Source organism: Amycolatopsis keratiniphila subsp. keratiniphila (assembly GCF_001620365.2).
Taxonomy (GTDB): Bacteria; Actinomycetota; Actinomycetes; order Mycobacteriales; family Pseudonocardiaceae; genus Amycolatopsis; species Amycolatopsis keratiniphila.
In genome coordinates, this window is record NZ_LQMT02000014.1 from 235773 (window position 1) to 260142 (window position 24370).

Annotated in this window: 22 protein-coding genes; 4 read left to right on the top strand and 18 right to left on the bottom strand. The window is 69.1% G+C overall.

Annotated elements, in window-relative coordinates; all coding sequences use genetic code 11:
- Position 1 precedes the first annotated feature (1 nt).
- Entirely contained in the window at positions 2–766 is a 765-nt protein-coding gene (locus tag AVR91_RS16240; protein WP_063277046.1) for a bestrophin-like domain, read from the bottom strand.
- A gap of 455 nt (positions 767–1221) precedes the next feature.
- Between AVR91_RS16240 and AVR91_RS16245 the strand changes: the two genes are divergently transcribed.
- Positions 1222–2247 (top strand): family 2 encapsulin nanocompartment cargo protein polyprenyl transferase, encoded by a 1026-nt coding sequence (locus AVR91_RS16245; RefSeq protein WP_063277047.1) that lies wholly within the window; start codon positions 1222–1224, stop codon positions 2245–2247.
- Positions 2248–2481: 234 nt separating this feature from the next.
- On the opposite strand, the gene AVR91_RS16250 is transcribed toward AVR91_RS16245, so the two are convergent.
- Positions 2482–3609: a CapA family protein gene (locus AVR91_RS16250; protein WP_063277048.1), complete on the bottom strand. Its 1128-nt coding sequence runs from the start codon at positions 3607–3609 to the stop codon at positions 2482–2484.
- A gap of 90 nt (positions 3610–3699) precedes the next feature.
- Here AVR91_RS16250 and AVR91_RS16255 point away from each other — a divergent pair, with 90 nt between their 5' ends.
- Positions 3700–4119: a hypothetical protein gene (locus AVR91_RS16255; protein WP_063277049.1), complete on the top strand. Its 420-nt coding sequence runs from the start codon at positions 3700–3702 to the stop codon at positions 4117–4119.
- Between the two features lie 165 nt (positions 4120–4284).
- Here the strand turns inward: AVR91_RS16255 and AVR91_RS16260 are convergent, their stop codons facing one another.
- The 6 genes from AVR91_RS16260 to AVR91_RS16285 form a co-directional block, all read right to left on the bottom strand.
- Positions 4285–5601, bottom strand: a complete 1317-nt coding sequence (locus AVR91_RS16260) for a DNA polymerase IV (RefSeq protein WP_063277050.1) — start codon at positions 5599–5601, stop codon at positions 4285–4287.
- Complete coding sequence (locus AVR91_RS16265) at positions 5588–5911, bottom strand: transcriptional regulator (protein ID WP_063277051.1); 324 nt, start codon at positions 5909–5911, stop codon at positions 5588–5590. The genes AVR91_RS16260 and AVR91_RS16265 overlap by 14 nt, the downstream gene beginning before the upstream one ends.
- Complete coding sequence (locus tag AVR91_RS16270; RefSeq protein WP_083737589.1) at positions 5908–6537, bottom strand: hypothetical protein; 630 nt, start codon at positions 6535–6537, stop codon at positions 5908–5910. The genes AVR91_RS16265 and AVR91_RS16270 overlap by 4 nt, the downstream gene beginning before the upstream one ends.
- Positions 6538–6557: 20 nt before the next feature.
- The gene (locus AVR91_RS16275; protein ID WP_063277052.1) at positions 6558–7289 is read right to left on the bottom strand and encodes an ABC transporter permease; all 732 of its coding nucleotides are present in this window, start codon (positions 7287–7289) and stop codon (positions 6558–6560) included.
- Entirely contained in the window at positions 7286–8188 is a 903-nt protein-coding gene (locus tag AVR91_RS16280; RefSeq protein ID WP_063277053.1) for an ABC transporter ATP-binding protein, read from the bottom strand. Before AVR91_RS16280 ends, AVR91_RS16275 begins: the two co-directional genes overlap by 4 nt.
- A gap of 143 nt (positions 8189–8331) precedes the next feature.
- The gene (locus AVR91_RS16285; protein ID WP_063277054.1) at positions 8332–9888 is read right to left on the bottom strand and encodes an alpha/beta hydrolase; all 1557 of its coding nucleotides are present in this window, start codon (positions 9886–9888) and stop codon (positions 8332–8334) included.
- Between the two features lie 291 nt (positions 9889–10179).
- On the opposite strand from AVR91_RS16285, the gene AVR91_RS16290 reads away from it, so the two are divergent.
- Positions 10180–11352, top strand: a complete 1173-nt coding sequence (locus AVR91_RS16290; protein WP_063277055.1) for a macrolide family glycosyltransferase — start codon at positions 10180–10182, stop codon at positions 11350–11352.
- A gap of 69 nt (positions 11353–11421) precedes the next feature.
- Here the strand turns inward: AVR91_RS16290 and AVR91_RS16295 are convergent, their stop codons facing one another.
- From AVR91_RS16295 to AVR91_RS16315, 5 genes are all read right to left on the bottom strand, one after another.
- Entirely contained in the window at positions 11422–13149 is a 1728-nt protein-coding gene (locus AVR91_RS16295; RefSeq protein WP_063277056.1) for an aminotransferase class V-fold PLP-dependent enzyme, read from the bottom strand.
- Entirely contained in the window at positions 13146–13913 is a 768-nt protein-coding gene (locus tag AVR91_RS16300) for an amino acid ABC transporter ATP-binding protein (protein WP_063277057.1), read from the bottom strand. The genes AVR91_RS16295 and AVR91_RS16300 overlap by 4 nt, the downstream gene beginning before the upstream one ends.
- A complete protein-coding gene (locus tag AVR91_RS16305) occupies positions 13906–14805 on the bottom strand; it encodes an amino acid ABC transporter permease (RefSeq protein WP_063277058.1) in 900 nt (299 codons plus the stop codon). The genes AVR91_RS16300 and AVR91_RS16305 overlap by 8 nt, the downstream gene beginning before the upstream one ends.
- On the bottom strand, positions 14792–15760 hold the full coding sequence (locus tag AVR91_RS16310; protein WP_063277059.1) for an ABC transporter substrate-binding protein: 969 nt from the start codon (positions 15758–15760) through the stop codon (positions 14792–14794). Before AVR91_RS16310 ends, AVR91_RS16305 begins: the two co-directional genes overlap by 14 nt.
- Before the next feature lie 173 nt (positions 15761–15933).
- Positions 15934–17151, bottom strand: coding sequence for a glycosyl hydrolase family 8 (locus tag AVR91_RS16315; protein ID WP_063277060.1), 1218 nt, complete (start codon positions 17149–17151; stop codon positions 15934–15936).
- A gap of 142 nt (positions 17152–17293) precedes the next feature.
- On the opposite strand from AVR91_RS16315, the gene AVR91_RS16320 reads away from it, so the two are divergent.
- The gene (locus tag AVR91_RS16320; protein WP_063277061.1) at positions 17294–17695 is read left to right on the top strand and encodes a PPOX class F420-dependent oxidoreductase; all 402 of its coding nucleotides are present in this window, start codon (positions 17294–17296) and stop codon (positions 17693–17695) included.
- Here the strand turns inward: AVR91_RS16320 and AVR91_RS16325 are convergent.
- From AVR91_RS16325 to AVR91_RS16345, 5 genes are all read right to left on the bottom strand, one after another.
- Positions 17692–18231 (bottom strand): TetR/AcrR family transcriptional regulator, encoded by a 540-nt coding sequence (locus AVR91_RS16325; RefSeq protein WP_063277062.1) that lies wholly within the window; start codon positions 18229–18231, stop codon positions 17692–17694. The two genes, AVR91_RS16320 and AVR91_RS16325, sit on opposite strands and share 4 nt — an antisense overlap.
- Positions 18232–18407: 176 nt before the next feature.
- Positions 18408–19973, bottom strand: a complete 1566-nt coding sequence (locus tag AVR91_RS16330) for a long-chain-fatty-acid--CoA ligase (RefSeq protein WP_063277063.1) — start codon at positions 19971–19973, stop codon at positions 18408–18410.
- Between the two features lie 68 nt (positions 19974–20041).
- Positions 20042–21247 carry a GTPase gene (locus AVR91_RS16335; RefSeq protein ID WP_063277064.1) on the bottom strand — a complete coding sequence of 402 codons (1206 nt, stop codon included), beginning with the start codon at positions 21245–21247 and terminating at the stop codon, positions 20042–20044.
- Positions 21244–23010, bottom strand: a complete 1767-nt coding sequence (locus tag AVR91_RS16340; RefSeq protein ID WP_063277065.1) for a dynamin family protein — start codon at positions 23008–23010, stop codon at positions 21244–21246. The genes AVR91_RS16335 and AVR91_RS16340 overlap by 4 nt, the downstream gene beginning before the upstream one ends.
- 120 nt (positions 23011–23130) lie before the next feature.
- The gene (locus AVR91_RS16345) at positions 23131–24189 is read right to left on the bottom strand and encodes an IniB N-terminal domain-containing protein (RefSeq protein ID WP_063277066.1); all 1059 of its coding nucleotides are present in this window, start codon (positions 24187–24189) and stop codon (positions 23131–23133) included.
- Positions 24190–24370: the final 181 nt, after the last annotated feature.

Genomic DNA, 24370 nt, shown 5'->3' on the forward strand with positions numbered 1-24370 from the left:
CTCAAGAGATCCTCGCCAGCGCGGCGGTGAACGCGTCCGGCGGGATCCGCACCCCACCGCCGAACGGGTTCTGCAGCTGGTAGATCGCGAACAGCAGCAACGTGACCGTGCCGGCCAGGGTGGACACGATCACCAGATGCGCGGCCAGCCGGGTACCGCCGAACAGGTTGGGCAGCAGCGCCGAGATCAGGCTGCCAAGAATGAGCGCGAACCACACGACGCCGCCGACCCGGCCGCCCACGACCGCGTTGAGCCGCTCCTGCCGGGCCTCGTAGACCTGCCAGAGCTGCGTGTTCGCCTCGGTCTTGCGCTCGCGGAGCCAGTCGTCGTCCGTCGGGGCCTTGTCCACCGCCTTGCGCAACCGGTCGAGCTGCGTCCAGCCGGTGTCCGGGAGGGTCGTCTGGCCCCCGGCCATCAGCGGCCATTCCTTCTGCTCGACCGTGGTCATGTATTCGGTGCTCAGCTTCCGCACCTCGTCCTTGACCTCGGTCCCCAGCGAGTCGGCGGCCCAGACGGCGGCGACCAGGCTGTCCGCCTCGTGATACGAGCCTTCGCGCGCCGCGCTCGCGGAGTCGAACAGGGAGATCAGGATGAACGCGACCAGGACGGCGTGCAGCCCGCCGACGATGGTGAACACCTGGCCGGCGGCGTCGTTGTTGTCTGGCCGTCCTTCGTCCCAGCCGAATTTGCGGACGAGGTAGCCGACGAGTCCCGCGAGGGCCGCCGCGCCGACGACCCAGGCGATGCCGGTCAGGTAAATGCCCATTCGAGTCCTTCCAGGCGGAGACTGCTGAAACTAGTTCACGCTTCACCGAACGGAAAAGACCGGTTGAATCAATTCATACCAGCGGCGGACGTGAGCCAGTCGATCATCACCGGCTCGGCCCAATTTCCCACGACTCGAAACAATTTCCGACACGCGCCGGAAAGGCTCGTCACCGGTCGGAGAACCCGGCTTCACGACCGAGTGAGCGGCCACCACGAGACGTCACCACCCTCGTCCCATACCGGGGTTTCGCGCAGTACCGGGCACCCGATCGGCCGCCCGGCACCGCGCATCCGGCCCAATCCGGCAAACAGGTGAACCTCTCCACAGACCCGATCGAGTTGTTTGACCCGGCATTACCCCTTGCTATGTTGATTTTGCGCCCACCCCACTCGAATGGGTATCCGCGAATTGCGAAAAATCGCGGTTCACCGGGTCGAATGAAAGGGAGTCCGTTGACGACCATCGAGACCCATACCGGCGCCCGGCCCGCCGGCGAGGTACTGACCTGGAGCCGGAATCTGCTCGATCCGGCACTGCGTGAAGCCGTCGACGGCTTGCCCGAATCGATGCGGCTCATCGCCGGCTACCACTTCGGCTGGTGGGACGAACACGGCCGTCCGTCCACTTCGGACAGCGGGAAGGCCTTGCGGCCCGCATTGGCGTTGTTGTCGGCTCAAGCGGTCGGCGGGGACGCCGAGATCGCCGTCCCGGTGGGCGTCGCGGTGGAGATGGTGCACAACTTCTCCCTGCTGCACGACGACGTGATGGACTCCGACACCACGCGGCGGCACCGGCCGACGGCCTGGACCGTGTTCGGCACCGGCGCGGCGATCCTCGCCGGGGACGCCCTGCTGTGCCGGGCCTTCGAGGTGCTGGCCCCGTTCGGGCAGACCGCGCTGCGGGTGCTCAGCACCGCCGTGATCGACCTGCTGGAAGGGCAGAGCGCGGATCTGAAGTTCGAGGAACGCGGTGACGTCGACACCGCCGAATGCGTCCGTATGGCCGAGGGGAAGACCGGCGCGTTGCTCGGGGCGTCGTGCACGCTCGGGGCGCTGGCCGGAGAAGGGAGGCAGGATCAGGTCGACCGGCTGACCGAGTACGGGAGGGCACTCGGGCTGGCGTTCCAGCACATCGACGATCTCCTCGGGATCTGGGGTGATCCGGCGGTGACCGGGAAACCGGTCCACTCGGATCTTTCCAACCGGAAGAAGTCCCTGCCGGTGGTGGCCGCGCTCCACTCGGGGACGGACGCCGGGCGAGAGCTGGACGCCTTGTACCGCAAGGAAAACCTCGACGCCGCGGAGTTGCCCCACGCGGCGGAGCTGGTGGAACGGGCGGGCGGCCGGACGTGGAGCCAGGAGCAGGCCGACGCGCTCCTGACCGGCGCGCTGCACCATCTCGCCGTCTCGAACCCGGCGCCCCGCCCAGGCGCCGAGCTCGCGGCCCTCGCGAAACTGGTGGTGCGGCGACGATATTGAAGGCGGGCGCGGTAAGGCAGGGGTGGGCGGGAAGAGCCCACCCCTGTCCCCTCAGAGCTTGTTGGCGGAGCTGAAGACACACCTCGAAAAAGGGCCCGAACGCGTGAACCCGCCACGGCCGAAGGCCCCGCTATCGCGGTGGCAGAACGCCTGATCCGACATCGTGAGGTGTATGACCAGGCAGCGTCCTGCCGACGTCGATCGCGGACGCGGGTTCACCGATAGACACTCGAGTCAGCGACCGGGCCGGGTCAGGCCCTTGTCCGCGGCACCACGGCTGAGGACGACCTCGTCGGTGGCCTTGAGCGCTTCCGCGCCGTCGTTCCCGGCCGGTCCCGCGGTCAGGTCGAGCAGCCGGATCGGCGGACCGAGCTGGACCAGCGTCGGAACGTATTCGGCCTTGTCGACCTTCCAGCGTTCGCCGTCCCGCACGAACCGGAACCGCGCCGCGGCGCCCTGTTCGGTCGAGCCCTTCGGCTCCGAATGCCGGGCGACGCTGTTGCCGAGACCGTAAGCGACCCACTTGCCGTTGATCTGCTCGAAGGGCTGCACCACGTGCGCGTGGTGGCCGATGATCAGGTCGATCGAGTCGTCACCGAGGAGTTTCTTCGCCAGCGTGCGCTGTTCGGCGGTCGGGTCGTGCTGGTATTCGGTCCCCCAGTGCAGGCTCGCGAGGACGACCTGGGCGCCCGCCTTCCGCGCGGCCTTGGCCTGGGCGATCACGTCTTCGGCGTCGATCTGGTTGACCAGCCAGGGTTTGCCCGCGGGCACCTTGATCCCGTTGAACCCGTAGGAGAAGGAGATCTGCGCGACCTTGACGCCGTTGACGTCGACGATCAGCGGCTTCTTCGCCTCTTCGGCCGAACGAGCCGAACCGGTGTGCTTGATCCCCGCTTCGTCGAGTTTGTCGAGCGTGCGGGTCGCGCCGTCCACACCTTGGTCGATCGTGTGGTTCGACGCCGTCGAGCAGTTGTCGTACCCGGTGTCCTTGAGCGCGTCGACGATTTCGGGCGGCGCGCTGAAGGACGGGTAGCCGCTGTACGGCCCGCCCTTCGGCGCGAGCGGGGTCTCGAGGTGGCAGATGCCGAGGTCGGCCCCGGAGATCAGCGGCTTGATCCCGGCCAGCAGCGGCCGGTAGTCGATCTTGCCGCCGCCGTCCTCCTTCGCCTGCTCGGTCAGCGCGGGGTGGATCAGCACGTCACCGGTGGCGACCACGGTGAACGACCCGTCCGGCGCCTGGCTCGTCTGCGGCGCAGCGGGCGCGGCGGGCGGTTCCCGCTGTTCAGGGGTGCCGCTGCACGCGGCGAGCAGGACGGCGGCGCCGAGGAGGGCGGTGGCTTGACGGACGTGCGAGCTGAACATCGATTCCCTCGATCGGGTGACAGTCCCCTCCATCCTGCCTTACGCGCGGTCACTGGACAGCGTCACGCCTGGTCGCGCAGTATCGCTGCCATGACCGCGCGCCCCCGGTTCGGCCTGATCGCTTTCGTCGTCGCCGTGTTCTGGCTGACCGCGGCCTGCGGATCGTCGCCCGACCGGACGACGGCGGACGGCACCGCCGGGGCGATCGCGAACGCGATGACCGATGGCGACAATCCCGCGCTACTGGCCTTGACCTGCCCGCGCACGCCGGACAAGCCCGCCGCTCCCGACGAGCTGGTCTCCGGCGAAACACCGGTCACCGTCGGCAGCGTGGATCAGAAGGGACAGGCCGCGATGGTCGTCCTGAACGACCAGCGGAACGAGAAGCGCGCATACGGCGCGCTGCTGATCGAAGGCGACGACGGGAACTGGTGCATCTTCGGCTTCCGCAACTGCCCGCGCGAGGTGAAGGTGACCAGCTCGAATTTCGTGACGGTCTGCCGCGGCTGACCCGGCCGATGTCGCGTGATCGAACTCCGCACTCGCGTGATCAGAGACGTATCTCGCGTGATCAGAGGCCGCACACCGTGATCGCTCCTCAATCACGCGAGTTCGCCGCTCAATCACGCGAGTTCGGCGTCCAATCACGCGAGTTCGCCGTCTGATCACGGGGCCTCAGGCCAGGCAGTCGCCGGGCTCGCCCCGGCGTAGCGCCGGATCCTCCTGCGTGAAGGTCCGCGCCACCCCCGGCCCGCTGGATCGCGTCTCGAACCGGACGGTCACCCGGCCGTGTCCGGCGCCCTGCACCCAACCGGTGCCGAACTCGTCGTGCACGACGTCGTCGCCGGGCCGCCAGCTCGACGCGACCACGGGCGCCGGCGCGGGCGCCCGCTCGACCACCGGCACGTCCGGAGCCTGCACGGAAAGCGTGAACAGCGGATCCTGATGCGGCACCGAAAGCCCGGACAACGCGACACCGGCCAGCCGCACACCGCCGAATTCGGCCGGGTCGATCAGCAGCCGTTCCGCCATCGCGGCGAGCTGGTCGAATTCGTCGGTGGGCGAGGCCATCGTCTCCGAACGCGTCACCGTGCTGAAGTCGGTGTGCCGCAGTTTCACCACCACCGTCCGCGCGACCCGGCCGGCGTTGACGAGCCGCCGGTGCGCGTGCACGGCGAGGTCGCGGACCTCGCGCCGCAGGCTCGGCAGGTCGATCAGGTCCCGGTCGAAGGTCGTCTCCGCGCTGACCTGCTTGAGCTCCGCGCGGTCGGACACCGGCCGGTCGTCGACGCCGGTGGCCAGCCGCCGCAGGTCCCGCCCGACCACACTGCCCAAAGTGGACACCGCGTCGGCGTCGGAGAGCGCGGTCAGCTGCCCCAGTGTCCGGACGCCGATCGCCCGTAGTTTCCCCTCCGCCACCGGGCCGATCCCCCACAGCACCCTGGTCGGCAGCGGGGCGAGGAAATCGCGTTCGGTGCCCTGGTCGACGACGAGCAGCCCGTCCGGCTTCGCCAGATCCGAAGCGACCTTCGCGACCTGTTTCCCCGACGCCGCCCCGATCGACGCGACCAGGCCGACGTCGGAGCGGATGTGCTCCCGCAGGCGCGCGCCGAACTCCCGCACGCCTTCCGACGACGCGCCGACCAGCGACGGCGGTTCCGCGAAGGCCTCGTCGAGGGAGATCCGTTCCAGCACGGGCGCGTACGTGGCGACGAGGTCGAACACCCGCGTGCTCAGCAGTTCGTACAGTTTGAACCGCGGCGGCAGGATGACCCCGTTCGGCGGCAGCAGCCGCCGGGCCTGCGACATCGGCATCGCCGATTTGATCCCGTGTTCGCGCGCCTGGTAGCTCGCCCCGGCGACCACGCCGCGCGGGCCCGCGCCGCCGACCAGGACCGGACGGTGCGCCAGGGTCGGCCGGGTCAGCTGTTCACAGGAGGCGTAGAACGCGTCCATGTCCAGGTGGATGACCCACCGGTCATGCCCGCCCATCGCCCGGCACCTCGAGAAGACGGTGCAGGGCCTTCGTGTACTCCTCGAACGCGGCCCGGCCGCGGGTGGTCAGCTCGACCAGCGTCACCGGCGTGCGATGTTCGAAGGCCTTGGTGATCCCGACGTAGCCGGCGTCCTCGAGTTTGCGCAGATGCGTCGACAGGTTGCCCGGCGTCATGTCCAGCAGTTGCTGCAACCGCGGGAAGGTGATGCTGTCCCCCGGCCCCAGGCTCGACAGGGCCACCGTGACCCGCAGCCGCGCCTGCGCGTGGATCACCGGATCGAGCTGGGGCAGCCCGTCGTCGGTCATCGCGCCCGTACCAGGAAGACCAGGGACGCCACCAGGAAGCCACCGCCGCCCGCGACGCTCAGCACGAGGAAGTTGTACGGTCCCCCGGCAAGCACGCTCGCCGCGCCGCACGCGATGATCCACACGCCGAGGCCGTACTGCAGTTTGCTCTGCCACAGCATTCCGCCGGCGAGGTACATCAAGCCGGTCAGCATGAGCGCGGTCCCGGACCACAGCAACGGGACCAGGTCGGCGTCGATGCCCAGCCGGATCAGCGCGGTGTTCACCACCGTCAGCCCGCCGAACGCGATCATCCAGCTCCACCCGTACATCGCGCCGACGAGCCGCGACGGGCCGTGTACGCCGCGGCTCGAACGGATGCCGTAGATCGCCGAGTACGTCATGGCCCCGGCGAAACCGACGACGGTGAGCACGGCGGCGACCCACAGCGGCATCAGGGCGGTCGGCGGGGCGGAGACGTAGATCAGCCCGAAACCGAACAGCCACACCAGACCCCAGATACCGAGCAGCACGGCCGGATTCGGCCCGATCTCGCGCCGGGTCCGCTCGGCCTGCGTGGCGATGAGCGCGAGCGACTCCTCGGGCGTCATCGGCCGCTCGTCGCCGTCCCGTTCATCCTCCACCACTTGGGAAAACTAACACGGGTTCACAGCCTCGCCGTGTCGAGCCGGAACCTCGCCATCACCACGAGCGCGGGCACCACCAGCCACGCCGCGAGCACTCCGACGGCGGTCAGCAGGCCCGAACCGCCGAGCACCGGCGCACGGCCGATCTCGCCGAGCCAGTACGTCGGCATGAGGTGCCCGGCGGTGTTCATCCAGCCGGGCAGGACCTGCAGCGGGATCCACAATCCGCCGAACATGCCCAGCGGCAGCATCAGCGCGCCGGTCACGGCCTGGACGGTGTCGCCCTTGCCGAACAGACCGATCATCAAGCCCAGTACGGCGAAGGGCAGCGTCCCGAGCCACAGCGTGCCGAAGATCGTGAGCCACTGGCCGATTTCGAGCCGGATGCCGCGGATCATCCCGGCCGCGAAGATCACCAGCAGGACGGGCAAGGCGACGAACAATCCGGCCGCCACCTTGACCATCAGGTAGCCGGGCGCCCGCAACGGTGTCAGCCGCAGGGTGCGCTGCCAGCCGTCGGTGCGCTCGGTGGCGACGCGGGTGCCGGTGAACAGCGCGGCGGTCATGGCGCCGTACGCGGCCATGTTCACCATGGTCACGGTCGCCGTCGAGATCCCCGGGGCGATGTCGCGGGCGCCGAAGATCCCGCCGAACAACAGGAACATCGCCAGCGGCATACCGATGGTGAACAACGCGAACTGCGGGCTGCGGACGATGCGCTTGATCTCCAGCGCGAGATAGTCCAGGTTCATCTCAAGGCTCCTTCAGCCTCGTCGGCGGTCAGCGCGATGAAGGCTTCTTCCAGTCCCACAGCGGTGATTTCGATGTTCGCGGCGAGCGGGAACTCGCGCAGCAGGCCGCGGATGGCGGCATCGGAGTCGGCACAGTTCAGTTCCGCGTGCCCCGCACGCAACACGGCCCGCGAGACCCCGGGCAGCGCGGCGAGCGCGGCTTGGGTGGCGTCCGGGACGACGGCGCGCAGCACCCGCCCGGCGACCGCGGCCCGCACGTCGCCGACGGGACCGTCCGCGACGACCCGGCCGTGCCGCATGAGCACGACGCGGTCCGCGTAATCCTCGGCCTCGGCGAGGTAGTGCGTCGCGAAGAGGACGGTGCGGCCCGTCTCGGTGTACTCGCGCATCGACGCCCAGAACCGGCGCCGCCCGTCGACGTCCATGGCCGCGGTGGGTTCGTCGAGCACCAGCAGATCCGGATCGCCGACCAGCGCGAGCGCGAACCGGACCCGCTGCTGTTCGCCGCCGGAGAGCTTGCCGCAGCGACGGTTCGCGTATTCGGTGACGCCTGCCCGCTTGAGCACATCGCGGACCGGCAGCGGATTCCGGTGCAGTGACGCGAACAGGCCGACGAGTTCGGCGACCGTGGCGTCCCGCAGCAGCGTCCCGTTCTGCGCCATCGCGCCGACCATCCCCCGGTCCATCGCCTCGGCCGCGCCGAGCCCGGCGACCCGGACCTGGCCGGAGTCCGGCCTGCTCAGCCCCAGCAGCATGTCGATGGTGGTCGACTTGCCCGCGCCGTTCGGGCCGAGCAGCGCCACCACCTCCCCTGGCGCGACCCGCACGCTGACGTCTTCGACGGCCAGGACGTCACCGAAGCGCTTGACCAGCCCTTCGAGGCTGAACGCGTCCGCCATGACTCTCCCCCTTCGAGCACTCTGAAATACAAAGCTCACTCGCACTTTGTAACACAAAGTCCCCTACCGCAGAAAGTCCCAAAGTCCGTGAAGGCCTCCTTGAGGGACTCTGGGTCCCTCAAGGAGGCCTTCACGGACTGGGGTTAGGCGGGGACCCGGGAGAGTGCCGTGCCGGGGGCCGAAGCGGGTGCCGGAGGCGGCACCGGGAGCGGCAGCGGCGCGCATTCGACGTCGGCCGTGCGCCCCGGCTTGCGGTCGGGCAGCGCCCCGGTCGCCAGGTAATCGGCGATCCGGTTGTCGACGCAAGCGTTTCCGCGCGGGGTGATGGCGTGGCTCGTACCGCCCGGCTCACCGATCAGGCGAGCGCCGGGGAACCGGCTGCGCACCTCGAGGCTGCCCTCGTACGGCGTCGCCGCGTCGAGCGTCTCGCCGATCATCAGCACGCTCGGCACCTTCGAGCCGTCGACCTTGACCGGCTTGGCGGGTTTCGCCGGCCAGAACAGGCAAGGCGCGTTGAACCAGGCGTTCTGCCAGGTGAAGTACGGCGCCTTCTCGTACGTCCGCCAGTTGTCGCGCTTCCACTGCTGCCAGCTCGGCGGCCACTTCACGTCCGTGCACTGGACGGCGAGGTAGACGGCGTACCCGTTGTCGTCGCCGCGGCCGCCGAAGGCCTCGAACAAGCCCTTCATCGTCTGCCAGTCGCCCTTGTTGACGAACTTCGCGAGCGCGTCACCGAGCAGCGTCCACCGCAGCTGGTAGTACGACGCCTGCTGGAAGACGTCGAGGAGTTCGTCTGGCCCGATGAAACCACCGGCCGGGACGGCGGCCACCTTCTTCAGTTGTTCATTGAAGACCTGCTTGACCGCGGCCTGCGTCTTGCCGAGGTGATAGACGCCGTCGTGCTGCGCGACCCAGCCGAACCAGATGTTCAGGTTGACGTCGAAGGCCACGTCCTGGTTGAGGTTCGCCTGGTACCAGACGTTGCGGGGGTCCACAGTGGAATCGAGGACCATCCGCCGGACGTGCTGCGGGAACAGCGTCCCGTAGACCTGGCCGAGATAGGTGCCGTAGGAGTACCCGTAGAAGTTCAGCTGCTCCACGCGGAGCGCCTTGCGGATACTTTCCATGTCCTTGACCGTGTCGGTCGTCTTGATGTTCTCCAGCAGCGCGCGGCTGTTCTTCTCCGCGCACGCGTCGGCATAGGACTTCGAGCGCTGCAGCCAGGTCTTCTCCAGCTGCCGCGTGGTCGGCACGTAGTTCGGCCGGTTGTAGTCCATGTAGTCGGGGATGCACGAAAGCGCGGGCTTGCTGGAGCCGACGCCGCGCGGGTCGAAGCCGACCCAGTCGTAGGCGTCGCCGGCGCGGTTCGGCACGCGGGTGCCGCGGGTGGCGAGCAGCAGCCCGGAGCCACCCGGACCGCCGGGGTTGGTGAGCATGACGCCCTGATACTGCGCGTCGGGCGTCTTGTGCTTGACGCGGCTGAGCGCGAGCTGGATCTTCTCGCCGCGCGGCCTCGAATAGTCCAGCGGAACGGACAGGTAACCGCATTCGGCGCCGGCGTTGATCAACGTCGGGTCGGTGCACGCTCCCCAGGTGATCGTCTCGACGGGCTGTGCCGCCTCCGCCGCGCCGGCGGGCGCGGTCACCGCGACCGAGGCGAGCGTGGCCGCGGCCAGCGCGGTGATGAGAACACGTCTCAAGGTTTCTCCCTTTCCCTCCAAAGGTGAAAGCCCCGAAACCCTATCCACGTCCATGACCTGCGGAAGCCTTCCGGCGAAGGTCCCTACCAACGGCGGGTCCCGATCGCGGCAAACCGGGCAACCGGTTAATCGGTTGGGATGCTTCGTGGACCTCGCTAGGATGTCGATCATGATCTACTTCATCCGCCTGCGCACCGCCTGAGACGGCGTGACCGCAGGGCCGCCCGCGATCGGGAGGCCCCTTTTTCTGCACGCCGTCTGACGTTCCTCCACGGATTCAGACAGGACATCATGCAGAACCAGCACATCGCCATGATCGGCTCCACCGCGCCGAGTCATATCTATCCCTCGCTGGCGATCATCCGTGAGCTGGTCGCTCGCGGGTACCGGGTCAGCTACGCCGTGGGCGAGCCGCTAACCGGGCTGATCGAGCCGACCGGGGCCGAGGTCGTCGCCCACCCGTCGATCCTCCCGCTCGGCGACCAGGCGGCGTGGCCGGAGGATCCGGCGTCGCAGATGCGGGTCTTCCTCGACGAGGGCATCCAGGCGATGCCGGTGCTCACCGATTTCTACGACGAGAACTGCCCGGACCTGCTGCTGTACGACATCGGCGGGCTTCCGGCGCCGCTGCTGGCCAGGCGTTACGGCGTGCCGGCGGTGCAGCTTTCCCCGACGTACGTCGCCTGGGAAGGCTACGAGGAGGACATGGGCGAGATCGTCACCGCGATCCGGACCTCACCGTCCGGAAAGGACTATTTCGCCACGTTCACCCGCTGGCTGAACGAAAACGGCATCGAGGCCGACGCCTGGGACTGGATCTCCCATCCGCCCCAGGTGCTCGCGCTGCTGCCGAGGGCGATGCAGCCGAACGTCGAACGGGTGCCGTCGACGGTCCGGTTCGTCGGCCCGGCGCTGGACCCGGAACGCCTCGCCGACCGGAGCTGGACCCCGCCGTCGAACGGCCGGAAAGTCCTCCTGATGTCGCTCGGCACGGCGTTCACCGACCAGCTGGACCTGTTCCGCGCCTGCGTGGAGGGGTTCCGTGACTCGGACTGGCACGTGGTCATCTCGATCGGCCAGACCGATCCGGCCGCGCTCGGACCGCTGCCGGAGCACATCGAGGTCCACCAGTTCGTTCCGCAACTCGCGGTGCTGGAGGCCGCGTCGGCGTTCATCACGCACGCCGGTATGGGCGGCAGCACGGAATCGCTGTGGTACGGCGTGCCGACCGTCGCGATCCCGCTGGCCACCGACGGCTTCGGCAACGCGGCGAAACTGGCCGAACTCGGCGTCGGTGAGCAGCTGCCTGCCGACGACGTGACGGCTTCTTCGCTGCGGGCCGCTGTCGAGCGGGTGGCCGGGTCCCCCGAGGTGGCCGCGCGCCTGGCCGAGGTGCGGGCCGAGACTCGCGGGAACGGCGGGATCGACCGGGCCGCCGATGCGGTGGAGTCCTTCCTCGCGTAGCTCCCCACTGCTATGAACGGTCCGTTCCTTGCAAATTTTGCAAGGAACGGACCGTTCATGGCACGCGCGTCAGGTGCCCCGGATCTCGTTCAGGTAGTTGTAGATCGTGTACCGCGTGACGTCGAGTTCCCCGGCGAGGTGGTCCACCGAGTCCTTGATGAGGAAGAACCCCGCCTCGTCCAGTTCCCGGACCACGGCCGCCTTGTGCCGTTTCTTCATCAGGTCCACCGGGATTCCGGCCTTCGCCACCGCACGCCCGACCAGGAACCGCTGCAGGCTGTCGACGTCCGGCGGGAACGTCTCGGGTTCGTGCCCGTCGGCCTTCGGCGCGCCGTCGGACAGCCGGTTGACGCACAGGCAGCCGATCGCGACCCCGTCCGCGTCCCGCAGGAACAACGTCGACGAGCGGATCGCTCGCCCGTCGGGGCCGTGGGTCTCGTAGTTCGTCAGATCCTGCGTGGTGCCGCGGCGGACGAGCCCGAGCAGCAGATCCGTCATCGGCCCGCCGACCGTCCGGCCGGTGAGGTCGCCCGCGATGGCGACGATCGAATCCGGCAGCCTGCTCAGATCGTGCAGCAGCACTTCGTTGCCCGGCCCCAGCATCGCCGCGAGCGCGTGCACCGCCGGGACGAGCGCGGTGAGCAGATCGCCGGACGCCGCGGACGCGACAACGGGCGCCTCGAAGACACGAGCCGGCTTCTTCAGCCGTTCCAACGCCGAACGCACCTGTTCCGCCGTACTCGCCGGAGTGGACGCGTGCGGCGACAGCCGGACGTGTTCCGGCCGCACGGTCGCCGCGATCCCGGCGTTCGCCAGCGCGGACCCCACCTGTTCGGCCGCGTGCCCCGGCAGGGTGAAGGCGAGGATCCCGGCCCGTCGCTCGACGGCCGAAACCACCTCGCCACCCACGGATTTCACAACGTCTTCGAGTTCGCCGACCCGCTCGGCGATCCGCCCGGCGATGGCGCCGACGCCCGCTTCCTCGACCAGTTCCAGCGCGGCCGCGAACGCACCCGAGGTGATCGGGCTCAGGTTCGAGATCGACCACGCGGCCGCGGTGTCGTCGGCCGGGTGGATCTCGTCGTCGAACAGGCCGGGGTCGCGGGCACCGGTCCAGCCGGAAAGGATCGGCTCCATCCGCTCCAGCGCGCGGTCGGACAGCACGGCGAAACCGGTGCCCCAGCCCGCCCGCAGCCACTTCTGCCCGCCGACGACGAGCACGTCCGCGACCTCCCACGGCGCCTCGGTCACGCCGAAGCCCTGGATCCCGTCGACCACGAGAAGCCGGTCCTCCACCACCTCGCGGATGGCCGCCAGATCGGCCCGGTACCCGGTGCGGAAGTCGACCGCGCTCACGCTCACCAGCGACGTCTCCGGGGTCAGCGCCGCCTTGACCGCGTCCGCGGTGACGTTGCCCAACGGCAGCCGCCGCACGGTCAGCCGTCCCGCCTGTTCCGCGCGCGCCCACGGGTAGGTGTTGGCCGGGAACTCCGCCGCCGACACCAGCGCCTCGCCGCGCGGCGCGTTGAACGCGGCCTGGAACAAGCCGAGACTGGTGTGCGGCAACAGCACCGTGTGGTCGGTGTCGCTACCGGAAAGCCGTGCCGCGGCGGCCTTGGCCCTGGTCTCCTGCCGCATCAGTTCGTCCACTGTGGACGGACCGGCCTTGGTCGAGGCGTCGAGCAGGCTCGCCGTCGTGTCGAGCACGGCGTGCGAGGGCGGGCCGAACCGGGCGAAGTCGAGGTACCCGGCCGGCTCGTCGAACTGCAGCAGGTACCGCGGCGAGATCCGCGTCATGCGAGGACCCGTGCCAGGAACTGCTTGGTCCGCTCGTGCTTCGGGTCGCTCAGGAGCTCCCCCGGCGGGCCGGTCTCGACGACCACGCCGTCGGCCATGAACACCACCTCGTCCGCGGCCTCGGCCGCGAATCCCATTTCGTGCGTCACCACGACCATCGTCATCCCCTCCTCGGCCAACGTACCCATCACCGCCAGCACCTCGCCGACGAGTTCCGGGTCCAGCGCCGACGTCGGCTCGTCGAACAGCATCAGCTTCGGTTTCATCGCGAGCGACCGCGCGATCGCGACCCGCTGCTGCTGCCCGCCGGAAAGCTGCGCCGGGTACGCGTCGGCGCGATGCGCGAGACCGACCCTGTCGAGCAGGTCGAGCGCCTGCTCCCGGGCTTCCTCCATGGGGACACCGAGTACCCGCACCGGCCCCTCGACGACGTTCTGCAGCGCGGTACGGTGGCCGAACAGGTTGAACCGCTGGAACACCATGCCGATGTCGCGCCGCTGCCGGGCGACCTCGCGTTCCTTCAGCTCGTACAGCTTGCCGTCACGCAGCCGGAACCCGATCGGCTCGCCGTCGACCCAGACCTGCCCGGCGTCGATCGTCTCCAGATGGTTGACACAGCGCAGGAAGGTGCTCTTCCCCGCGCCGGACGGGCCGAGCAGGCAGACGACCTGTCCTTTGTGGACTTCGAGGTCGATGCCGCCCAGTACCTCGGTGTGGCCGTAGCTCTTGCGGACGCCGACGGCCTTGAGCAGTGGCTCAGACACGTTCACTCCTCACCAGTGGCGCGGTGCGCAAGGCCTTGGCGGCGCGGGAGAACGGGCTCCGCGACCGGTCTTCGGCGTCGAAGGCGCGCTCCAGGTAGTGCTGCCCCACCCCGGCGACGGTCACCACGACCATGTACCAGACGGCGGCGGCCAGCAGGGTCTCCATCACCAGCAGGTTGTTGGACGAGATGTTGTTGGCGGCGTGGATCAGCTCGGTCACGCCGATCACCGAGGCCATCGACGTGCCCTTGAGCATGTTGATGAAGTCGTTGCCGGTCGGCGGGATGATCACCCGCATCGCCTGCGGCAGCACCACGCGGCGCAGCGTCGCGCCCGGCGACATCCCGATCGACTTCGCCGCCTCGGTCTGTCCACTGTCGACACTGTTCAGCCCGGCGCGGACGATCTCCGCCATGTACGCGCTTTCGTTGAGCGCCAAGCCGAGCAGCGCGGCGGTGAACGCGGTGATCAGCACGTTGGTCTGCTCGTGCAGCAGGTAGCCGCCGAACGGCAGCGGGATCGAGATGAACTCGAAGACCAGCGCCAGGTTGTACCAGATCAGGATCTGCAGCAGCACCGGAAGCCCGCGGAACAGCCAGATGTAGCCGGCCGCGAACCAGCGCGCCACCGGATTCGCCGACCGGCGCATCAACGCGATCACGATCCCGATGACGATCGCCGAACCCTGCGCGATCACCGCGAGCAGCACGGTGTTGAGCAGGCCGACCGCCATCACGCGGTACCAAAGGAACTCCGGGACCGAATCCCACTGGATCTGCGCGTTGCCGAGCGCGATCCCGAGCAGGATCAGCAGCGCCAGGATGATCGCGGCGCTGACCCACCTGCCCCAGTGTTTGCGCCGGACGATCGGCAGCGGCTCAACTTCCGCCATTGAGCTTCGCCTCCTTGAGCGCGCCCTGCTCGACGCCCCAGGCCTGGAGGATCTTGCCGTAGCCGCCGTCGGCGATCAGCGACTGCAGTGCCTTCTGGATCGACTCGGCGAGCGGCTTGTTCTCCTTGTTGACACCGATCCCGTACGGCCCGCCGTTGATCGGCTCACCGGGGACGACCTCGAAGAACTTCCCCTCACCCGCGGTCCGCGAGATGTAGACCGCACTGGGCAGGTCGTTGAGGATGGCGGCGACCCGGCCGGTGCGGAGCTGGTTCTGGTTCTGCGTATCGGAATCGGTCGCGGTGACGGTCAACGCGGGCTTGCCCGCCTGAGCGCATTCGCCGTTCTGTTCTTCGGCGAACTTCTGGTGACTCGTCCCCTGCACCACCGCGACGTTCTTGCCGCACAACGTGTCCGGCCCCGAGATCTGGTCGGGGTTGCCCTTGCGGACCATGATCGTGATGCCGGACGAGAAGTAGTCGACGAAATCGATCTGCGCCTGCCGGGTCTTCGTGTCGTTCATCGCGGCCATCGTGAGGTCGACGCGGCCGGACTGGAGGCTCGTGATCAGCGAACCGAACGCCATGTCCTGGTGGTGCACGGTGACGCCCAGTTTCTTGCCGATGGCCTTGGCGAGGTCGACCTCGTAGCCGATCGGGGTCTTGCCGTCGGCGGCGTAGAAGTTGTTCGGCGCGGACTGCAGGTTCGAGGCCAGGTGCAGCATCCCGGCCTGCGCGTACTTCGCGGGCAGGGTACCGGCGACGGCGGCGTCCTTCTGGACGGACTCGATCAGCGCGGTCGTGTCCGGGATCGCGGCCGGCGCGCCCGGGGCCGCGGGTTCCTGGCCGCCGGCGCCGTCGGGCCCGCCTCCGCAGGCGGCGGTGACGAGCGCGGCCAGGCCGGTGAGCACGGCCAAGCGCCAGGTTCGGTTCAGGGTGAGCGGCGTCGACGGCATGACGGACCTCCACGGGGGCTTCGGGTGGTCGCCGACGCTACAACTGCGTGTTGAAGAGGTCAACTGGGTGTTGAAATCCTGTCCGGTCAGATGTCATGAAAGGGTCGTTCAGGACAAAAGATGTCCTGAACGACCCTTTCATGACACTTCAGTAAGCGGTGGTCACCGCCGGATCAGACCGCGACGTAGTTCCCCGAGAGGATGATCAGGACCTGCACGGTGATGCCGGTGCCGTAGTAGTCCTTGGCGTTCGGCGACCAGGTGGTGATCGACGTCCACAGCTTGTCCAGCCAGGCCTGGCTGCCCGGGTCGTTCATCGCCGCGATGGCGAACGACGCGGTGAAGCAGGGGTGCTGCCCGGTCTCACCCGGCAGCTTGGACCCGGACAGGGTGTAGCCGGAGGTGATCTTGGCCGGGTTGCCGCCGGTGTTCTGCTGGATCCAGGTGTTCATCTTCCGCACCTGCCCCTGCGCCGGACTGCCCGAGACGGTGATCCCGTCGACACCGAGCCGCCACGGGTCACGGCAGGCGTTGTAGCCGTAGTGCGGGTCGTGATCCTCGAGGAAGCCGTCCGGAGCGGGCTTCGGCGTGGAGTTGGTGTTGACCACGAAGTCCGGGATCAGGCCGGTCTTCGGCGCGTACTGCTGCTGCAGCTGCGTGACCGCCTTCTCCTGCCGCGTCCGGACCTGGCCCCAGAAGGAGTCGCCGGTGGCCTTCTCGAACGCGCGAAGGTGTCCGGGCATCCAGTCCGAGGAGCGCGAGCTGTTGATGTACTTGCCGCTGTCGGCCCAGTCCGCCAGCCGCATGAACTTGGTGTCGGGGTTGACCTCGCTGCGCTTGATCGCCTTGATGATCCGCAGCGCCTCGGCCTTGTAGTTGACCGAACCCCCGCTGCCCCAGACCTTGTCGGCGAGGAGCAGGCCGTATGCGATCTCGAGATCGCCGTCGGTCGCCGAGTCACTGCCGTTGACGCTCTTGCAGTTCTCGTCCTGCTCGGCGGCGTGCAGATCCTTGTCGATCACGGACGGGTGCGCCTTCACGAACTTCAGGATGCCGTCGAAGACCGTGCGCGCCTGCGAGTCCTTGCCCGCCATCATGGCCGCGATGGTCATGCCGTAGCCCTGCCCCTCGGCCACGAAGGCGTGGTCGGCGTCCGGCGCCTTGACCGCGTACGTGCCCGCGCCGCACTTGGTGGTCAGGAAGTTCTTCTTCCAGTAGTCGTAGTACTTGGCGAGCGCCGCGTCCTGCGCGGACTGGGAGACGGACGGGCGCAGAACGCCCGGCAGGTACGGGGTCCCCTGAGCGGTCGCCGCGGTGGCGGGGGCGGTCGTGGCGACCAGCCCGGCGGTCAGCGCGGCCGCGGCCAGCACTGTCCGAACGGTCTTTCTCATGGCTCCTCCGGGAAACATCGTTGGTGGCGGCGGCGCGTTCCGAGAGTGACATCCGGGTCGGGCAAAAACAAGAGAGTTAAGAAAGTTTCCTTACTATTACCTCAAATGACGCCTGCCCGACCGGTGCCTTAGCGTTGACACCATGAAGATCGACCTGAGCGAACGCGGCGAAGCCTTCCGGGAATTCTGGACCGAACGGCATCTCGCCACCCTGACCACCGTGCGCCCGGACGGAACCCCGCACGTCGTCGCGGTCGGGGTCACGGTGGAGTTCGAAGCCGGGATCGCCCGGGTGATCACGTTCCGCTCGTCCAAGAAGGCGCGTCTGGTCAAGGAAGCGGGCGAAGGCGGCATTCCGGTCGCCGCCTGCCAGATCGACGGGCCCCGGTGGTCCACTTTGGAGGGTCGAGCCGTGCTGCGTGAAGACCCGGAGTCCGTGCGCGACGCGGAGAATCGCTACGCCGCACGCTACCGGCAGCCGAAGCCGAACCCGGAACGCGTGGTCATCGAGATCACCGTGACGCGGGTGCTCGGCAACGCCTAACCGGCGAGCACCAGCCGGGTGTATTCGTCCAGGATGTCGCCGAGGTCGGTGAATCCGCCCGCCGAGGCCACCTGCTGGTAGCCCACCAGCATCGCCAGCCCGAGCGAAGTCACGACCTCCGCGCGACGCCGGTCGGGGATCAGCTCGGCCACCACCCTCCCGACCGTCTTGACCCGGGCGTCGTCGACGCGTTTCTGCGCCACGCGAACGGTTTCGTCGTTCGCCGCCCAGGCGCGGATGGCCGCCTCGGCGCGATGGCGGAGTCCGCGCGTCAGGCTCATCAGCGCGGCGAAATCCGCCTCGGGGCCGCCGGAGCCGAAGTCCAGTTCCCGCAGGATCCGCACCTGCCGCTGCGCCCAGAAGTCGAGCAAGGCGCCGACGAACCCGGGCCAGCCGCCGAAATGGTGGTAGAACGATCCGCTGGTGACGCCGAGGCGTCTGCCGAGCGCGCCGACGTTGAGCCCGGCGAACCCGGACTCGGCGAGGATCTCCAGCGCCGCGTCGAAGTACTGCTCGCGGCTAACCGTGGACGGCATCAGTGTCCGGTGGTGAACCCGCGACCGCGATCGACGTCGGCAGGGCACTGCCTGGTCGTCCACGGCACGGATGCGGACAGGGTGCCCTGCCACCGCGATAGCGGGGCCTTCGGCCGAGGCGGGTTCACACGCATGGTCACTTTTCCGAACATAGTCTCAGCTCCGCCAACAGGCTCTCAGACGGCGCGCTCCCGCCCCTCCCAGTACGGGCGCCGCAGGGTCCGCTTGAGGATCTTGCCGGTCGCGTTGCGCGGCAACGCCTCCACGATCTCGACCGTGCGCGGGCATTTGTAGTGCGCCAGGCGTTCCCGGCAGTACTCGACGAGTTCGTCGGCGTCGACGCGCTCTCCAGGAGCCGGGGCGACCACGGCCTTGACCTGCTCTCCCCAGCGATCGTCGGGGACCCCGATCACGGCGACCTCGCCGACCGCCGGATGTTCGGCGATGACCCGCTCCACCTCCGGCGAGTAGACGTTCTCGCCACCGGTGATGATCATGTCCTTCACGCGGTCTTCGATGAACACGAAACCGCCGTCGTCGACCCTGCCGACGTCACCGCTGCGAACCCAGCCGTCGACGATCGTCTCGGCGGTCGCCTCGGGTTTGCCCAGATAGCCCGCCATCGCCTGATCGGTACGGAACCACAGCTCGCCGGGCGTCCCCGGTGCGGTGTCTTCGAGGGTCGCCGGGTCGACGACACGCATCCCCACCTCAGGCAGCACCGTGCCCGCCGACGCCAGCCGCTCCGGCCGGGCGGGGTCGCGATGCGCGTCCGGGCCGAGCGTCGTCACCACGCCGGACAGCTCGGTCATGCCGTAGACCTGCACGAACCGCGTGTCCGGCCAGGCCGCGAGCGCCTTGCGCAGCAACGGGAGCGGCATCGGCGAAGCGCCGTAGCCCAGGTACTTCAACCGCGCGAACGCGGCGACGGCCTGCTCCCCCGCCTGCACGATGCCGGCGACCACCGCGGGCACCAGGAACGCGTGCGTGGCCCCTTCGGCGAGCGCGCCCAGCAAAGACTTGCCGTCGGGCTCGCGGGTCATCGTCGTCGGCTGCCCGTAGTGGAAACCGATGATCGCGTAACAACTCCCGCCGACGTGGAACAGCGGCATCGCGACCAGGTTGCGGTCGCCGTCGCCCATCGGGAACGCGGCCCCGGCGTTGCGGCTGTGCGCCAGCAGGTTGCGGTGGGTCAGGACGGCGCCCTTGGGGAAACCGGTGGTACCGCTGGTGTAGATGATCAGCGCGCCGTCGTGTTCGTCGACCTCGGGTGAGGGCCCGGCAGGTGTCGCGGCCGCCAGGAAGTCCTCGTACTGGTCGTCTTCTCCCCCGACGACGATCACCCGCTCGACCGACGGCAGCCGATCGCGCAGCGCCTCGACGGCGGGCAGCATGTCCGGCCCGGCGAAAACGATCCGCGCGCCACTGTCGCCGAGGACGTACGCCAGTTCCTCCGGGGCGAGACGCCAGTTGACGACCGCGTTCGCCGCGCCGAGCGAGGACGCGCCGAAGGTCACCTCCAGGCAGGCGGGCGTGTTCTTGTCGACGAACGCCACCCGGTCGCCTCTGCCGATTCCGGCGGCCGCGAGCGCGCCGGTGACGCGCCTCGCCCGGTCGTCGAGTTCGGCCCAGGTGAGCCGCCGCCCTTGGAAGGAGAGGGCCTCCCGCTCGGGGATCACCTTCGCCCAGTGCGCGAAAAGTTCACCGAGAAGCCGCACATCCGGACGCGCGTCGTCGGGCATGCCGGACCCCTTTCGCCTGGTCAGAGCCGCCATAGAGTGCTCTATGGTGACTCGGAGACCAGCAGGCGTCAAGCCACGAACAGGCTGAGCAGCCCCTCGACCGAACGCACGATCACCCGGGCGGCGGCACGTTCGGCGTGCGCGGCGTCGGCCCGTTCCGCCTCGTGCCGCCAGCGGACGAGCGCGCTTTCGGCTCCCGCGTGGATCTCGGCCGGATCCGCGTCGGGTTCGAGACCGAGGCGCTCGGTGGGCGCGAGTCCCTGTGCGCCGAGCAGCCGGACGGCCTCCTCGGCGGTCTCCCCCGACAACGCCGTGCGGCCACCACGGATGCCCGCGATGAGCCGCAGCTCCCGGAAGTCGTGCGCTGCCGCGGCGAACCGTTCCACGCGGGCGGCCAGCCGGTCACCGTGCGGAAGGGGCTCCGCGGCCAGAAGGCCTTCCAAGCGCAACACCGCCGTGCGCGCCTTCAACGCGTCGGCCCTCGCGACGAAGCATCCGGCGAGCGTGTCCCTCAGGTCACCGAGACCACTGCGGTGCACGAGTTCCGCCGAGAGTTTGAGCCTGCTGTCGCAGCCCGTGCGGATCAGGGTGATCGCCAGCCGGACCCCGTAGAGCCCGAACCGCGACACCAGGTGCTTCCGCGATTCCGGCGAGACCCGCACCGGGAACGGATCGTCCACAAAGGAATCGACGGACAGCAGATACCGTTCCAGCTCCGGCCGGGAGATCGACGCCAGCGCGCGCAGCACCTCGAATTCGTCGTCCCGCAGCGCTCGCCCCGCGTAGCCCAGCTGCCCGGCGACCGCGATGACTCCTTGGAATCCCGCGCAATCCGGGTTCTCGCGCCAGGCCCGGCGGGCCAGCTGTTTCGCGGTGAGCAGGGCGTCGATCCGGCCCGCGCCGACCTCGTCCGCCCTGCCGAGCACGAGCACCGAGTTCACCGCCGTCTGCCGCGCGAACGCCGAACCGCCCACCTGCCGGGTGCCGGCGAGTTCGTCGGGTTCGAGATGGCGCACCAACCGCACCGTCGCGTCGACGTGTTCGGCGAAGGCCGGGGTGTCGAACAGATCGATCTCGCGCAAGGCCCGCGTCGGCCATTCCGCCAACGCGGAGACCAAAGTGGACTTTCCGGTCCCCGGTGTGCCGATGAAGCCGACGCGCAGCGGTTCGTCCAGCCGCTCCAGGCATTCCCGCAGCATCGCCACCGCGTGCGGACGGTCCCGGTAGTGCGCGGCGGCCTCGTTCAGCAACTCCCGGACATCGAGGGTGGTCACGCCGACAGCTCCCGGCGCGGCGCGGCGCCGGTGCCCAGTGCCCCCGCCTTCCGGTGCAGGGCGGCCAGCCGGTCGATCTCCTTCTTGACCCGCTGGGTACGCCGGTCCCGTTCGGCGGAGCCGGCGATGATCAGTTCCCGTTGCCGCGTCAGCTCTTCCGAAAGCTGGTCGGACAGCGCGGCGAAATGGTCGCGCAGGCGCCGCTGCACCTGACGGACCTCGTCCTTGATCTCCTTGCTGAACCGGATGAACACGTCGTCCACGTGGCGCTGCGCCGCGGCCTTCGCGAGCGCTTGGCGGCGCTGCAACCGCATCCCGCCTTCGTCGCGCACGCTCTTGGTGGCGAACGCGACACCGGCGCCGAGCGACACCGGGTTGATCAACGGCAGCCCGGCGAGACTGGTGACCAGACCGAACATCAGCACGCCGCCGTAGGAACCGCGCAAGCCGGTGAAGAGTTTCTGGCCGATCTTGAACCGCTCGATCTTGGGGGCGCCGACCTCGGGGATCGAGTCCACTCCGGACCCGGTCAGCGGCAGTTCCGGGGCGTGGCCGTAATGCGGCCCGAAGGTCGACGCGACCGCTTGCGCGATCCACTCCGACCGGTCGGACACCCAGTTGTAGTTCGTCTCGACGGCCTCGGCGAGGTTTTCTTCCAGCCAGGTCTGGAAATCCGGCCAGATCTGCACCGGGTCGCCTTCGTCGAAGGTGCGGTCGACATGCCGCACGATCACCCGGGTCCGCTCGCGTAGATCGTATTCGGCGTCGGAGATCAGGTCGGTGATCTCGTCGGACAACATGTTCTGCCAGCGGACGTTCTGCCGCCGCAGCTCCTCGGTGCGCCGTTGTGCCTGGTGCAGCAGGGTGACCTGATCCACGCCGTTGTCCTGCGAGACCGCGTTCAGCCGGGTCTGCAGCGTCTCGACCAGTTCGACCGCCGCCGCGCGCACACTCACCGCGGCGGCGAGCGCGCGGGTGCGTTCGATCGGGCGCGCGGCCTGTTCTCCCACCCAGTTCAGGAGTTCCGGGAAGCCGGACCGTCCGTTGAGGGCGGCGTCGCCGGCTTTCGCGGCGGCCTGACGCACCGTCGCGGACACGGGGAAGACGTCGGCGACGACACCGGTCTCCGACAGCGCCGCACGATTACGGGCGGCGAGGTCCCGCCAGTCCGGGCTCACGTCGATCTTGGTCAGTGCCAGCACCAAAGCGGGGCACCAGGTCCGGATATGCCGCGCCAGCGCGAGTTCGGCGGGCTGGAGTTCCTGTGTCGCGTCGGAGACGAGGATCACCGCGTGCGCGTCGGCGAGCACGTCGAGGGTGGCCGCCGTGCGCGGGGAGCGCGGGTCCCCGATCGCCGGGGTGTCCACCAGCACCAGCCCGGTGCCGAGGAGTTCGCGCGGCAGGCCGACTTCGACCCGGCGCAGCGACCCGGGCGGCCGGACCTCGAGTTCCTTGGCGAGGTCACCGACCGGCACGTTCTCCCTGGCGTGCCCGACCAGGGTGGCGGCGGGATCGGCGGCGTACCCGATCTCCGTTGGCACGGCGGGCGTACTCGCGTCCCCGACCGCGCAGACCGGCGCGTTCAGCAGCGCGTTGAGCAAATAGCCCTTGCCCTGCTTGGGAAAACCGACCACCGCGATCCGGGTGCCCGGCGCCCGTTGGTCCCGTCTGCGCCGGAGTCGTTCGGCCAGGTCGGCGCGACCGTGGGCGGCACAGGCGTCCAAGGTCTCGTTGAGCACGTCGAGCCAGGCGGGGGCTGTCACGGGGATGCAGTGTTCCCTTAACCAAGCGCGGAATCAATGTGGCATGGGCCAACATGCCGTGCGGGCCCCGCGACCTGGTGCGGTCGCGGGGCCCTGGCACAGATATGAAGAATATTCGGATCAGCCGATGTGGATGTCGTTGTTCGAGGCGATGTCGCCTGCCCCGAGGTTGATGTCGCCCACGTGGCCGATGTTGTTGGCCACACCGGAGACGACGTCGTGCACGTCGTTGACGCCCGCGTGGTTCGCGACATCGTTCACGACGTTGTCGGTGACGTCGGTCGCGACGTTGTCGGTCACGTCGCTCGCGACGTTGCCGTTGCCGATGTCGTGCGCCTTGCCCGCGATGTCGTGCACCTTGGTGGTGACGTCCGCGACGCCCGTCGTCTGACCGATGACGCTGGTCAGGTCGCCGACCGTGGACAGGAAGTTCGGGGCGTCGCCCGCGACACCGTCGGCACGCGGCAGGTCGCTGGTCAGGTCGCCGACGGCCGGGACCGAGTCGACGGCGGGCAGACCGGCGGTGTCCACGGCCGGGACGCCGTGGGCCAGGTCGGTCGCGGTGTCGACGGCGCCGGTGGCGATGTCTCCGGCCTGGCCGACGGAAGCGGCGTCGAGGCCACGCGAAAGGTCGTCGGTCAGGCCGAAGCTGCCGACGGTGTTCTGCGCGAGGGCGGTCACGCCGGCGGCGGCGTTCGACACGTCGGTCACGTCGGAGACGGCCGGAACGGCGGGCAGGCCCGGGACGTCGACCGGCAGGTCACCCACGGCCGGGACGGCCGGGAGGCCACCCAGCTCCGGCAGCTCGGGCAGGCCCGGCAGGGCGTCGGCGCCGGGGATGGCGACCGGCAGGCCGGCGGTCAGCGCGGTGAGCTGGTCGATCGCGCCCTGGACGCCGTCGGCGCACTCGCCGTCGGTGCCGTTGACGGCGTTCGTGATGCCGCCGAAGCCGGCCAGGTTGTCGGCGGTGGCGGCGGTGGTTCCGGTGAGGTCGGTGGCGGTGCCGACCGGGACGAAGTCGAGCACCAGCGGGACGACCTCGTGCACGTCGGCGGCGTTGATGTCGCCGAGGCCGGCGTCGGCCAGCACCTGCTGCGGGTCGTTGGCGAACGCCGCGCGGGCCGCGGTGTCGTTCAGCAGGTTCAGCGTGAAGTCGTGCAGGGTCTGGACGGAACCCATGAAAGGACTCTCCTGGGGGTCTAGGTCGGTGGGGCGCGCCCAGCGGCCGGAGGGCACGGCTGAGCGCAGGTCACCGAAGTTAGTGAGCCGGTGCCGCTGGGCACATCGGGGATCACTCCTGGTCGTCGCTCACTCAGCCAATAGGGGATCGGTATGACATCGTTAGGGCGTTAGGGGCTTA

Excerpts from the sequence above, each read along its gene's own strand:
- AVR91_RS16240 (WP_063277046.1), bottom strand. The coding sequence starts at position 766 with ATGGGCATTTACCTGACCGGCATCGCCTGGGTCGTCGGCGCGGCGGCC.
- AVR91_RS16250 (WP_063277048.1), bottom strand. The coding sequence starts at position 3,609 with ATGTTCAGCTCGCACGTCCGTCAAGCCACCGCCCTCCTCGGCGCCGCC.
- AVR91_RS16255 (WP_063277049.1), top strand. The coding sequence starts at position 3,700 with ATGACCGCGCGCCCCCGGTTCGGCCTGATCGCTTTCGTCGTCGCCGTG.
- AVR91_RS16260 (WP_063277050.1), bottom strand. The coding sequence starts at position 5,601 with ATGGGCGGGCATGACCGGTGGGTCATCCACCTGGACATGGACGCGTTC.
- AVR91_RS16265 (WP_063277051.1), bottom strand. The coding sequence starts at position 5,911 with ATGACCGACGACGGGCTGCCCCAGCTCGATCCGGTGATCCACGCGCAG.
- AVR91_RS16275 (WP_063277052.1), bottom strand. The coding sequence starts at position 7,289 with ATGAACCTGGACTATCTCGCGCTGGAGATCAAGCGCATCGTCCGCAGC.
- AVR91_RS16280 (WP_063277053.1), bottom strand. The coding sequence starts at position 8,188 with ATGGCGGACGCGTTCAGCCTCGAAGGGCTGGTCAAGCGCTTCGGTGAC.
- AVR91_RS16290 (WP_063277055.1), top strand. The coding sequence starts at position 10,180 with ATGCAGAACCAGCACATCGCCATGATCGGCTCCACCGCGCCGAGTCAT.
- AVR91_RS16295 (WP_063277056.1), bottom strand. The coding sequence starts at position 13,149 with ATGACGCGGATCTCGCCGCGGTACCTGCTGCAGTTCGACGAGCCGGCC.
- AVR91_RS16305 (WP_063277058.1), bottom strand. The coding sequence starts at position 14,805 with ATGGCGGAAGTTGAGCCGCTGCCGATCGTCCGGCGCAAACACTGGGGC.
- AVR91_RS16310 (WP_063277059.1), bottom strand. The coding sequence starts at position 15,760 with ATGCCGTCGACGCCGCTCACCCTGAACCGAACCTGGCGCTTGGCCGTG.
- AVR91_RS16315 (WP_063277060.1), bottom strand. The coding sequence starts at position 17,151 with ATGAGAAAGACCGTTCGGACAGTGCTGGCCGCGGCCGCGCTGACCGCC.
- AVR91_RS16320 (WP_063277061.1), top strand. The coding sequence starts at position 17,294 with ATGAAGATCGACCTGAGCGAACGCGGCGAAGCCTTCCGGGAATTCTGG.
- AVR91_RS16325 (WP_063277062.1), bottom strand. The coding sequence starts at position 18,231 with ATGCCGTCCACGGTTAGCCGCGAGCAGTACTTCGACGCGGCGCTGGAG.
- AVR91_RS16330 (WP_063277063.1), bottom strand. The coding sequence starts at position 19,973 with ATGCCCGACGACGCGCGTCCGGATGTGCGGCTTCTCGGTGAACTTTTC.
- AVR91_RS16345 (WP_063277066.1), bottom strand. The coding sequence starts at position 24,189 with ATGGGTTCCGTCCAGACCCTGCACGACTTCACGCTGAACCTGCTGAAC.